This window comes from Vibrio sp. 1557 (assembly GCF_033340175.1).
GTDB classification, from domain to species: Bacteria; Pseudomonadota; Gammaproteobacteria; order Enterobacterales; family Vibrionaceae; genus Vibrio; species Vibrio alginolyticus.
In genome coordinates, this window is sequence record NZ_JAWOVZ010000002.1 from 141,190 (window position 1) to 153,914 (window position 12,725).

The 12,725-nt window shown below is 46.1% G+C and carries 10 protein-coding genes; 5 read left to right on the forward strand and 5 right to left on the reverse strand.

The window, feature by feature from the left end; all coding sequences use genetic code 11:
• Positions 1-861 precede the first annotated feature (861 nt).
• The gene (locus R7070_RS03890; protein WP_005376733.1) at positions 862-1,836 is read left to right on the forward strand and encodes a DUF1852 domain-containing protein; all 975 of its coding nucleotides are present in this window, start codon (positions 862-864) and stop codon (positions 1,834-1,836) included.
• 30 nt (positions 1,837-1,866) lie between these two features.
• Positions 1,867-2,895: a methionine synthase gene (locus R7070_RS03895; protein ID WP_047103352.1), complete on the forward strand. Its 1,029-nt coding sequence runs from the start codon at positions 1,867-1,869 to the stop codon at positions 2,893-2,895.
• Between the two features lie 1,581 nt (positions 2,896-4,476).
• On the opposite strand, the gene R7070_RS03900 is transcribed toward R7070_RS03895, so the two are convergent.
• Both R7070_RS03900 and R7070_RS03905 read right to left on the reverse strand, forming a co-directional pair.
• A complete protein-coding gene (locus R7070_RS03900; protein WP_085569774.1) occupies positions 4,477-5,496 on the reverse strand; it encodes a DUF2955 domain-containing protein in 1,020 nt (339 codons plus the stop codon).
• Between the two features lie 9 nt (positions 5,497-5,505).
• The gene (locus R7070_RS03905; protein WP_025625303.1) at positions 5,506-6,570 is read right to left on the reverse strand and encodes an HlyD family secretion protein; all 1,065 of its coding nucleotides are present in this window, start codon (positions 6,568-6,570) and stop codon (positions 5,506-5,508) included.
• Between the two features lie 99 nt (positions 6,571-6,669).
• Here R7070_RS03905 and R7070_RS03910 point away from each other — a divergent pair, with 99 nt between their 5' ends.
• Together R7070_RS03910 and R7070_RS03915 are read left to right on the forward strand one after the other, a co-directional pair.
• On the forward strand, positions 6,670-7,530 hold the full coding sequence (locus R7070_RS03910; protein WP_005376746.1) for a LysR family transcriptional regulator: 861 nt from the start codon (positions 6,670-6,672) through the stop codon (positions 7,528-7,530).
• A gap of 150 nt (positions 7,531-7,680) precedes the next feature.
• Positions 7,681-8,223, forward strand: coding sequence for an isochorismatase family protein (locus tag R7070_RS03915; RefSeq protein ID WP_182016760.1), 543 nt, complete (start codon positions 7,681-7,683; stop codon positions 8,221-8,223).
• A gap of 39 nt (positions 8,224-8,262) precedes the next feature.
• Here R7070_RS03915 and R7070_RS03920 read toward each other — a convergent pair whose 3' ends face one another.
• Positions 8,263-9,159: a 1-aminocyclopropane-1-carboxylate deaminase/D-cysteine desulfhydrase gene (locus R7070_RS03920; protein ID WP_064354217.1), complete on the reverse strand. Its 897-nt coding sequence runs from the start codon at positions 9,157-9,159 to the stop codon at positions 8,263-8,265.
• 223 nt (positions 9,160-9,382) lie between these two features.
• Here R7070_RS03920 and R7070_RS03925 point away from each other — a divergent pair, with 223 nt between their 5' ends.
• Positions 9,383-10,621, forward strand: a complete 1,239-nt coding sequence (locus tag R7070_RS03925; protein WP_064354152.1) for a leucine-rich repeat-containing protein kinase family protein — start codon at positions 9,383-9,385, stop codon at positions 10,619-10,621.
• 104 nt (positions 10,622-10,725) lie between these two features.
• Here the strand turns inward: R7070_RS03925 and R7070_RS03930 are convergent, their stop codons facing one another.
• Complete coding sequence (locus R7070_RS03930) at positions 10,726-12,015, reverse strand: sensor histidine kinase (RefSeq protein WP_205390937.1); 1,290 nt, start codon at positions 12,013-12,015, stop codon at positions 10,726-10,728.
• Positions 12,012-12,689 carry a response regulator transcription factor gene (locus R7070_RS03935; protein ID WP_005389368.1) on the reverse strand — a complete coding sequence of 226 codons (678 nt, stop codon included), beginning with the start codon at positions 12,687-12,689 and terminating at the stop codon, positions 12,012-12,014. The genes R7070_RS03930 and R7070_RS03935 overlap by 4 nt, the downstream gene beginning before the upstream one ends.
• Positions 12,690-12,725 lie beyond the last annotated feature (36 nt).

Here is a 12,725-nt window from a genome sequence, read left to right on the forward strand (position 1 = left end):
TTATTGCTTAATTTTAATTTTCTAATGTTGTGTTGATATTTTCTATTGATAAAATTGAATTTTATAAATGTTAGCCATGTTATTTTTAGGGTTTTTGTTATACCAAATTAAGTAAAGTATCGTTATGTGGTTATCTCGGGTTTATGGGTTTAATTCAAATTAAAACAGTGGCTTATGTTTTTTTGTTATTATTTTTTTAGAGCTTAATGTAATAGTTTAGTGATAAAGTCCGTCAATGAAGTTGCCATGTTCGTGTATGAAGTTATATGTGCTTTTACAGCAGGAAATTAAACTTTACGTTTAAGATGGTAAAGATAGAAAAAGAAATAAATAAGATTATTAAATAATCATGTTTCGAGAATATAAAATGTAACGTACTTCTAATTAAACGAATGCTTGAATAAACGATGGAGTGTGAAAAGTGCTATTTAAGTTACGCTGCCCTATATTCCAGTTGGTGCCTTGTTCATACAATGCGTTTTCTCGGCTTAAACTGGTTTACGTACTGCTAATCTCTTATCCGTTTCTTAATTACACATATTGGCAATATGCTCGCCAAGTTACGTGTATTGGTGTCAATGAAAAACAGTATCTACGATAGCTCTCTCAGGGTTGGAACTGCCACTATGAATTTCCTTCATGTTCAATGTGAAACAATACCAATATTACTCAACTCGTGAAGCAAGTATAAAAAAAGGACTGCTCTGGTGTTAGGCACTGCGACGGTCGTTTTTTGTACGAACCGTTCGTCGTAAGTGCTGTGCAACCTAACGATTGGGAAAACCAAAAAACAAAAAATGTCCCCATGCACAGAGTTAGGAAAAGTCTGCTTTATCTAAGGAAATAGGATACCAACTCACGATGAATAACGATTTCACATTTGCTATCAAAAGCATTCGCTTTGATGAGAATTACCAACCATCAGACAACACGCGAATCACTACCAACTTTGCTAATCTGGCTCGCGGAAACTACCGCCGAGAGAATCTGCGCAATGCGCTCCGAATGATCGATAATCGTTTTAATGCGTTGGCATATTGGGATAACGCGCAAGGTGACCGCTACTCAGTTGAACTTGAAATCATCTCTGTTGATATGGATATCCAAGGTAGTGGAGAAGCATTCCCATCGATTGAAGTGCTCAAAACTAACATTGTTGACCACAACACTAACGAGCGTATCGAAGGCATTGTGGGCAACAACTTCTCTTCATACGTGCGTGATTACGACTTTAGCGTTTTGCTGTTGGACCACAACAAAAACCAGCCACAGTTCAGTATCCCAGCGAACTTCGGTGATTTGCATGGCAAACTGTTCAAAGCTTTCGTTAATTCTGAGTCTTACAAACAGCATTTCAAAAAGCTGCCAGTGATTTGTCTGAGCGTATCGGACAACAAGGTATATCGACGCACCGAAAACCAACATCCTGTTTTGGGCTTTGAATATCAGCCGAACGAATCTTCGTTGACGGAGCAGTACTTCAAAAAGATGGGCTTACAGGTGCGCTACTTTATGCCGCCAAACAGTGTTGCACCATTGGCATTCTACTTCTTCGGTGACTTGTTGAACGATTATTCAAACCTAGAGCTTATCAGTACGATTAGCACGATGGAGACATTCCAGAAGATTTACCGACCTGAGATTTACAATGCCAACGCGGTTGCCGGTAATTGCTACCAGCCAAACTTAAAAAACCTAGACCACTCGCTAACTCAAATCGTTTACGACCGAGAAGAGCGCAGCCAACTGGCGATTGAACAAGGGAAATTTGCCGAGGAGCATTTCATCAAACCTTATCAATCTGTGCTTGAACAATGGTCTGCAAGCTGCGCGTAATCGATAACGAGAATCTAGAAAGGAATGACGATGAAAACACTATTACCGACTTCAACGGCTGGCAGCTTACCGAAACCTTCTTGGTTGGCCGAACCAGAAAAACTTTGGTCACCGTGGAAACTGCAAGGTGAAGAACTGATTGATGGCAAACGCGATGCGCTACGTGTCGCTTTGCAAGAACAAGAACTGGCAGGCGTTGATATCGTCAGTGATGGCGAGCAAACTCGGCAACATTTTGTGACGACCTTTATTGAGCATTTAAGCGGCGTAGATTTTGAAAACCGCAAAACGGTGACCATTCGCAACCGTTATGAAGCAAGTGTTCCGACTGTGGTTGGCCCAGTAAGCCGCACAAAGCCCGTGTTTGTTGAAGATGCCAAGTTCTTGCGTCAGCAAACTAAGCAACCTATCAAGTGGGCGCTGCCAGGCCCTATGACGATGATCGACACACTTTATGATGATCATTACGGTAGCCGTGAAAAGCTGGCTTGGGAATTTGCAAAGATCCTCAACCAAGAAGCGAAAGAGCTTGAAGCGGCAGGTGTCGATATCATTCAATTCGATGAACCTGCGTTCAATGTGTTCTTCGATGATGTGAACGAGTGGGGCATTGCATGTTTAGAGCGTGCGATTGAAGGGCTGAAATGTGAAACGGCGGTGCATATCTGCTATGGCTACGGCATCAAAGCGAACACAGATTGGAAGCAAACGCTAGGCACTGAATGGCGACAATATGAAGAAGTATTCCCTAAATTGCAGCAGTCAAATATCGATATTATCTCGCTTGAGTGTCATAACTCACGAGTGCCTATTGAGTTACTTGAGTTGATTCGCGGTAAGAAGGTGATGGTTGGTGCGATTGACGTCGCTACCAACGAAATTGAAACGCCACAAGAAGTAGCGAACACATTGCGAGAGGCGTTGAAGTACGTTGATGCCGACAAGCTTTACCCATGTACCAACTGTGGTATGGCACCTTTGTCTCGTGAAGTATCGACCGCTAAGCTCAATGCGTTAAGTGCGGGTGCGGAGATCATTCGTAAAGAGTTGGTGGGTTGATATTAATACTTAGGCTCCGCACCATGAACTAAAATTAGGGTCAATCTAGCGAGTTTAAACGAGACTAGGAATCTGATTACAGCTCGCTAGGAAATGACGATAACTTTTGCACTTCAAAGCACTCGGTGGGTAGATCCTGAATCACGCTCGTCCCTCGCTGTTCAGGATGACGGATGTTGGGAGATATGTTACTCACATACCCAACTATTTGGCTTGTATTCAAATTTGGGTTATGCCAGCGAGTCTAGACGAGACTAGGAATCTGATAACAGCTCGCTGGTAAATGACGATAACTTTCGCACTTCAAAGCACGTGATTAGTAGATTCTGAATCACCTCGTCCCTCGTTGTTCAGGATGACGGATGTTGGAAGATACATTGCTCGCCACAAAACCGATATTTGAGCAGCTCCAAGATAGGGTCATTCCAGCGAGTCTAGACGAGACTAGGAATCGGGTTACAGCTCGCTAGGAAATGACGATAACTTTCGCACTTCAAAGCACTCGGTGGGTAGATCCTGAATCACGCTCGTCCCTCGCTGTTCAGGATGACGGATGTTGGAAGATACATTGCTCGCCACAACCCTAGGTATTGGATCTGCTCCAAGAGAGGGTCATTCCAGCGAGTCTAGACGAGACTAGGAATCTGATTACAACTCGCTGGGAAATAGCGATAGTCTACGAACCTCAAAGCACTCGGTGGGTAGCTCCTGAATCACCTCGTCCCTCGCTGTTCAGGATGACGGATGTTGGAAGATACATTGCTCTCCACAACCCTAGGTATTGGATCTGCTCCAAGAGAGGGTCATTCCAGCGAGTCTAGACGAGACTAGGAATCTGATTACAGCTCGCTAGGAAATGACGATAACTTTAGAACTTCACAGCACTCGGTGAGTCGATCCTGAACCACGCTCGTCCCTCGCTGTTCAGGATGACGGATGTTGGAAAATGCATTGCTCGCCACAACCCTAGGTATTAGAGCAGTTTCAAGATAGCGTCATTCCAGCGAGTCTAGACGAGACTAGGAATCTGATTACAACTCGCTGGGAAATAGCGATAGTCTACGAACCTCAAAGCACCCGGTGGGTAGCTCCTGAATCACGCTCGTCCCTCGCTGTTCAGGATGACGGATGTTGGAAAATGCATTGCTCGCCACAACCCCAGGCATTGGATCTGCTCCAAGATAGGATCGTTCCAGCGAGTTTAAATGAGAATAGGAATCGGGTTACTGCTCGCTAGGAAATGGCGATAACTTTCGCACTTCAAAGTACTCGGTGGGTAGATCCTGAATCACGCTCGTTCCTCGATGTTCAGGGTGACGGATGTTGGAAGATATATTGCTCGCCACAACCCTAGGTATTAGAGCAGTTTCAAGATAGCGTCATTCCAGCGAGTTTAAACGAGACTAGGAATCGGGTTACAGCTCGCTAGGAAATGGCGATAACCTTAGAACTTCACAGCACTCGGTGAGTAGATCCTGAACCACGCTCGTTCCTCGATGTTCAGGGCGACCGTTTTAAATAAAAATGCCGCTCACAGTAAAGTGAGCGGCATACATTTCCCGTTTCCAGCCTCGGCCAGATTTAACTCAACTCCACGTTCTTAATCTCAGGATGCTTTAGCAACATCACACGAATCCAGTGATGCACCACCCACATCACCATCGCGGTGAGCAGAACCGCAACGAAAATCGAGCTGAAACGGTACAAGATCGAAAAGAACGCGTCTTTTTGTTCTGGCACCAATGAAGTCGTCAGCGGAACCGATAGGGCAGACATGGCAGAAAACGCGATAGCCGCTTTAATTTGCCCCTTTGTGAGCCACAAGCAGGATGGCCCCATTGCAATGGTAAAGGCGAGCCAAAAGAGTAGCCCATGCCCATACCAACTGCCCAATATCAGCTGAACAGCCATCCCTGCGATGCAGCCTAGTGCGGTGCCGATGATGCGAATTTTTGCCATGGCGAGCGAGCCCGCTAAAGTCATTGGGGTTAGGATGATCAAAATGGAAGCTTGTGCGGATAACGAGTCATATAAGTCCGCTACTTGGAATACGATAAACGCCGCCATCGCCACTACCCAACCCATGGCAACTTGGCTGATGTAGTCAATATCGCTTTTCACTGGGGTCGACATCTCAATGTGTTCGGCGGAGGATTTTGGCTCCGGGAACAACCAATACGCGAATGCGCAAACAAAAATATTGCTGAACGCCATCACCCACATGTTGACATTGAACTCTTCAATATCCATGAAGTTATAGCTGGCAAAATTCAACACAATTGAACCCACTAACAGCCCCATGTAACCAAACAAATAGGTTTTCTGGTTCATCATTGCAATGCACTTGAACAGCATCATGATTCCGACGGCTACGGTCATTAATGTTGGATGAAACTGCAAGTATTCCAGCAAAAATGTGGCTTGTATGGTTGTCCACACCGCAGAGAAAAACACGATCAATAAAGCCGAAAGATTAAAGTTGTCCATTCTGCCCAATATAAACAGCGGCATCATGATGGCAAAAAATCCGTAAGACCAACCGAACATCATGCTTAGCGCGAGCCCTAAAGAGCAGCCGAACCAAATTCGTAAGGTTTTCATTGTCGCCGCCTAGTAAATGAAGTGGAACCAGCTTGCGAGGTGAATCTGTGCTTGCGCCATCAACTGCCAGAAAATGCTGTTGTCTGGGTACAAAACAATGGTAGCGCGAGAGCCGACAAACAGTGCTGGTGGTAACTCTTCGCTGCTGGTTAGGTTCACTCGTGTACGCTGCGCATCACGTACCCAGCGGTTGTTCACTTCCACTTTGGTTAGTGCGCCATTAGGCGTTTGTTGTGCGGCTGCTACACCGTAATCGCGGCTAGCTAAATCAAAGTCGTACACCGAACCTGGGTTGGCATCAAATGTGACCAAGGCGTGGAAAGTCTTGTCTACGTTCGCGACGGATTTTTCACGAAAATCAGCGGCTACCCAGAGTGATCCTGTTGGTACAAACGTCAGCAATGGCATGTTGGTGTTTGCCATCGTGCCAACTTCTAGTTGCAGGTTGGTCACGACACCATCACTGGGAGCGAGTACCGCGGTATTTGCCAAATCAAGTTGCGCCTTTTCGATGCCGTTTTTGGCAATTCGAACGGCGGTGCTTTGACCTTTTTGGTCGCCTAATTGCGCCTCAATGACTTTTAAGTTTTGTCGTTCCGCTTTAAGCGCTGCACGTGATACCTGATTTTGGGCAAAGGCATTATCGAGTGTCGATTGAGAGATGACTTTCTGCTTCGATAGTGTCAGTAAGCGGTTGTACTCGCGGTGTGCATTATCAAATGTCGCTCGTGCGCGGGCAATATTGGCAAGAGCGGCTTCGCGTTGAGAATACAGCGTTGCTTCTTTTTCATAGGCGGATTGCAGAGACAGCTCCGCCTGTTCAAGCGCTATCTTGTATTTACGATCATCAATCGTAAACAACACATCGCCTTTTTGAACGGACTGGTTATTCTCGATGAGAACGTCGGTCACTTTACCAGATACCTCGGGTGCGACTTGGACAACGTATCCTTGCACTCGTCCTTCGGTCGTTAAGGGGGCGTGGCGGTCAGCAATGATAATGTACAAAAATAGTACGATGAACAGGACAATCAAAGTTCGCATCCAGTGTTTGAATTTTTGGTCAGCCGTCATTACAAGTTCCGTTAAACATATTGGATAGCGAATTATAGAGAAGTCACTCACAATTCAGTAGAATGATAATACGAACATAAATGACCTAAAAATAGGACAATGAACGTTAGTTTTGATGATATTTACCTATTCACTCAGACGGTGGTTCACGGCGGTATAAGTGCAGCGGCAGAGGCGAATCAACTACAACGCTCAAAAGTGAGTCGTCGCCTGCAAGAATTAGAGAAATCGCTCGGGGTACAGCTTTTGATCCGCACAACACGCAGCATTGAGTTGACGGAGCACGGGAAACGCTTGTTTGAGTTGGTGGGGCAGCCTATTGACCATATTCAGCAAGGTTTAAATGCCATGCACGAATATCAACAAGAGCTGACGGGCAAGGTGCGTTTAGCCATTCCTTCCGCATTGATGAGCTCTGCCGCGTTTAACGCGATCATCACCGAGTACACAACGCGGTATCCGGAGATTTCGGTCGAGATTGAAAACCATCAAGAGAGTGTCGATCTTAAGCGTCAATCGTTTGATTTACAGCTTCTTCCGAGCGTGGTCAAAGTCACCGATGACAGCTATGTGCAGTTCAGTCTTTTGCCTTATCGTAGTCACTTTGTTGCGTCAAAAGCCTATCTAGAATCGCATCCGCCAGTAAAAACGGTGGAAGATCTTAAGCAGCATCGCCTTTTAACTAATCGTTACAATGCCGATTTGCTCGATTCAGATCTGCATGTGGCGTTGCGTTCGGATGACCTCAACTTGCTGCGCTCGATGGCGATAGCAGGAAACGGCATCGCGTTTATTCCTCAAATTCATTCCAAGCCTGCACTGAGAGACGGTTTGTTGGTCGAGGTGCTGCCTCAATTCGCGCATCCGAAGCAGCATCTTACTCTGATTTATCCCTCGGCCTTATTTCTGCCCAATAAAGTCAAAGCCTTGATTGAGCTAATTCGAGAGAAATTTAAATAGTCAGTTCAAACCACACTTACCTAAGGGCAAATGTGTGAGCGAAGGTCATCTTTCTAGGTTTTATTGCTCTAACATGAAAGGGTTCTGATACATTAACTGTTGCTCAACTTGTTGAGTATGGTTTGTGGTCGCACAAGATAGGAGATGGAAATGTTATCGAAAGGAAACACGGGCCTGATTGTGGTGGATGTTCAGGGCAAACTCGCTACATTAATGCATGAAAGCGACGCACTGATTGAAAATATCACGAAACTGGTAAAGGGTGCCAAAGCACTAGATTTGCCTATTCTGTGGCTAGAACAGAATCGAGAAAGGTTGGGCCCAACCGCGGAGCCGATTCGTGAAGTGCTTGAAAGCACGCATTTACCTATTACCAAGTACACGTTTGATGGTTGCAAAGAGGCGACGTTTAAGGTCGCGGTGGAGAACGCGAAAGTTGATACCTGGTTGGTTTGCGGTATTGAATCCCACATTTGCGTCTATCAAACCGCGGTTTCTCTGCGCCAGTCCGGTTATCGCGTTGAATTAGTCGCGGATTGTGTATCTTCCCGAACCGCTGCCAATAAAGCGCTCGCTCTTGCGAAGTTAACCGCTAACGGTGTGGTGCTCACTGGGCTAGAAATGTGTTTGTATGAAATGGTCGAAGATTGCCGAGCACCTGAATTCAAAGAAATTCTGGCGCTCATCAAATAGAGTAATCACTGGAATCAACAACAACTTTATCTGAACACGCTATTCAAATTCTCGTTGATATCTTGGCAACATCGACTCGTTGCCAAGTAACCCGCCTTGGTGAATATAAATCACCATTTTATCTGTGTTCTCTTCCAACCAAGGGGTGAGGCATTGCCACATATACGGGTCGTATAACAGGTCAAATTCGAGGTCGGTTTGCTCAAAGAGTGCTTTCCATGTGATGTAATCTTCTTCGTACAAGCGACCAAAATGGTGTTTGTTGCGGATAGTTAAAATGGTTGGGTGGCTGTTTTCACCGAGCTGGTTGAACTGCTCAGTTAAGTAATCTGCATCGCCTACACAAGGGCAAGTTAGCACTTCAATGCCGTGTGGACTTAAATGTTTATGAAGATATAAAGACGTCGTGCCAGTGCCTGATGGCAGGGCGACCGCAAACTGCTCTTTACCTCTCAATCGCGTCCAATCAAGAATTTCTCGTGCTAACTGTTTGATGCCAGCTTCAGCGAGGTGGGAACGTCCACCTTCTGGAATAAGCAATGTCGATTCATCTAATCTTCGTACCTGGTGGATGTACTCACTAGGGTGGAGTTCGCTACCGATGTCTTGCATGGCGGTGATTTTCATACCCAAATCGAGAGCGCCGCGATAGTTTCCGATGGGGGAGCTTTTTAGCCAAGATGGAATGTGATGAACATAAAACTCAAATGCCCAATCTTTAATCTGGGCGAGAGCCGCTAGCGAGTACATGGCATTAGATTGAGCGGAGCCAAAGCTTATTAACGTGGTGATGTCGGGATTGTGCTCTTCCATTAACGTCATAAACTTACGTGCTTTGTTCCCAGAAAAGTGGGAGTGGAGCATGTCGTCACGTTTAAGGAAAAATTTGTGCCCATTAAAGCTATGTTGGGTGATAGGACTTTCTGAGAGTTTCATGTCGATGCTGACGGAATAAACCGTGTCACCTTTGCCATTTAAAAAGGGCGCGTAGTGTAACGCCATTAAACCCAGATAAAAAGTCTGGGTTTCAGTACAACCATTTCGGTTATTCCTGATGTTTTGACGCGCTTTTACTGGGGCTGTAATGCAATGGCTCGCCTTTCTGCTTCAAGCCACGTAAACTACGCCGCTTATTTCAACTCAATCAGAAGGCTTGGTTTTGCAAACTCTAGAACAATTAAAAACAGGACAATTAGTAGGAACGAAACAACTGAAGTTGGCAGAAGGGCTAACTGAGTTTCCTATGGAAATTTTAGAGCTTGCAGAAACGCTTGAAGTGTTAGATTTGTCTGGTAACGCACTGTCAGATTTACCACCAGAGTTGGAACAGTTGACCAAGCTAAAAATCATCTTTGCTTCCAACAACCAGTTCACCCATCTGCCAGAGGTCTTGGGTAAATTGCCAAACCTTGAGATGGTTGGGTTTAAAACCAACAAGATTAAAGTGGTGAGTGAAGCCTCACTACCAACTCAGTTACGTTGGTTGATTCTGACCGACAACGAGATTGAAGTTCTGCCAAACAGTCTGGGTGAAAGACCACGCCTAAGAAAGCTTGCATTGGCGGGCAATCGCATCAAACAACTGCCAAACAGCATGGAAAACTTGGTCAATTTAGAATTGATTCGTTTATCTGCGAACCAGTTAGAGCACTTCCCGGATGTGTTGATGAAGCTGCCTAAATTGGCATGGTTTGCTTTCGCAGGTAACCCATTCTGCAAACACCCATCTTCGTTAGACAGTGTGCCGAAAGTGACGACAAACAGTTACTCGCTTAATCATGTTCTTGGCCAAGGTGCGAGTGGTGTGATTTCTCATGCTAACTGGACTGACGCTCAATACGACTTCCCGAATGAAGTGGCGGTGAAAGTGTTCAAGGGCGAAGTGACCAGCGACGGCTACCCACATGATGAACTTGAAGCATGTTTGCAAGCCGGGCATCACAACAACTTGGTGAAATCCATCGCGCAAGTGGATGACGGTAATGAGCTTGCTTTGGTGATGGAGCTGATCCCAAACTGTTACTACAACTTGGGTTTGCCACCAACGTTGGAAACTTGCACCCGAGATACATTCCCACAAGGTTTTACGTTGACGGTCGAGCAAGTCAATTCCATTGTTGAGCAGATGGTGGACGTGTTTAATCACCTGCACGACAACAAGGTGTGCCATGGCGATTTGTATGCGCACAATACTTTGGTTAATGAGCAAGGTGAGATGATCTTCGGCGATTTTGGTGCGGCGAGCATTTACGGTTACTTATCGGACGAACAGCAAGCGGCAATCCGAACCATTGAATCTAGAGCGTTGAAGTACTTTATCGAAGATATGTTTTCTGTGTGTGAGGCGTCGGAATCGGCATCGCAAGCATTCAATCGATTAGCAGCGCTTGCAGCATAAGATTTCATTCAATCGAAATTAAAAAGAGGTATCGAATTGCTCGTTTGATACTTAGCAAAGTAGATACCTCTCAATTGAATTAGGCGCTGAGGAAGTTACTCTGATCAAGCCTCTTGATGCTCTGACGCAAGATTAATCACCGCCTCACAACCACCTTCTGGATGTGTACCAATCTTAAATTGCCAGCCATAGCGTTGGCACAAATCGTCCACAATCATCAAACCTAATCCGTGCCCATCAGAATGTGGAATGGTCGAAAAGCCTTCACCTTCATCGCGCACCGAGATGGTGTTTTCATCCATATTGATATGAATTGATCCCGAAGGTGTCGCAGCGATGCCGTTGCGAATCAGGTTGCCAAGAATAATGGTCAACACGGCATTGGTCGCGCGCGTTCTAGGGTTGCCGTCGATCTGTACATCAAAGCTGAGTGCTTTCTCATCCGCCTGAGCTTGGCTTTGGAAGATGATTTGGTTGAGTTCTTCTTCGGTGATGCTGCGCACTGGTGAATCATCTGCATTACGCTCGTAACGTACTAAGCCGAGTAGGGCATCCACCATGGTCGACATCTGCTGCGTTGCATCCTGAATTCGGTGCACTTGGCGGGTTTGGAAATCCGTGTTCGCACTTCTCGCCAGTAAGCTGCTTGAGCCTTTCATCACGGTTAACGGTGTACGCAGTTCATGACTCGCGTATCGTGCAAAGGCTTGCTCGCGCTTGATGACTTGGTTGATTTTGTGGCGGTACTCATTCAACTCATCCGCAAGGGTTTGGAACTCTTTGGCTGAGCCCTCAGGCACACTAAAGGTCTGCGTGGCATCGCCTTGGTGATGATCGAGTTGGATTTTAAGCGCATTGACGGGTTCAATCAGGCGCTGTGATAAACGCAGCAGCAGGCTACCAAACAGGAACACCAGCACGGCGACAATGGACAGCACCATTGCGACGACGAGAATGAATTCCTCTGAGGTGATCTCGATTTCATCAATCAAGGAAACCAGAATCACCGGATGCTCAACGCCTTTATAGGTGTAGGTGCTCATGTAAACCATGCGCGAGTATTCACCGTCTTCTACCTCATCAAGAAAGTGCTTTTGACCAATCAGGTATTTTTGGTAGCGCTCGGCAACCAATGAGATGTCGTTGTATGCGGTGGTGAGCAGGTCAAGCTGAATACTACCTTGCTCTGGGTGGGACTGGAAATGTTCAATCGCTTCTTTTTTGTCGACCATAATACGACGCTCGCCCACGCGGTCTTCAGACCAAAGCAGGGAGCCGGTAATCAACAAAAAGCAGAAGATGCCAATCACGACCGACACAAAAGAGAAAAACAGAGCGAGTCGCCCTGTCATACTTTGTGTGCTTTGCGTGCTAGCAAGTAAGCGATTGATCATGCACCAGTCTCCAATCGGAAGCCAACTTTCGGCACGGTGATAAGCACATGTTGTTCAAATGGCTTATCAAGTTGGTTGCGAAGTTGGTAAATGTGGCTGCGCAGAACGTCGTTGTTCGGCTCGTTCTCTTGCCAAAGTTGGAAGGCGATTTCTTCGCGTGTCACCACATCTGGTGCGCTTTTCACAAGCATTTCCAGAATGGTGTAAGTGGTTGGGTTTAGCGCTAGCAGTTTATCTTGGCGGTAAGCTTTACGCGTTTTTTGGTCGATAGAGACTTCACCGTATTCCAACTTACTCGATGCGACAGTGCCACGGTAACGGCGGATCAGTGCCATCATGCGCGCTTCTAGAATATCAAGATCGAAAGGTTTAGTCAGGTAATCATCGGCACCGTGTTGGAAGCCTTTGAGCATATCGTCACGGCTATCAAGTGCCGTCAGCATAAGCACTGGTGTGTTGTTGCCCGCGTCGCGAAGTTTATTACACATGGTCAGGCCATCCATGCGTGGTAGCATGAGGTCGAGCAGGATGATGTCGAAGGTGTTTTCCATCGCCAGTTTCAAGCCGAGCTCACCGTTGTCTGCATAATCGAGTTCCATACCTGCACACTCAAAATAATCGAACAGCATGCCTGCGATTTCTCGATTATCTTCGACTAAAAGTACGCGTTTCATGTATTTCTCTCCAAGTGGGCGGGTTTTCGAAAATAA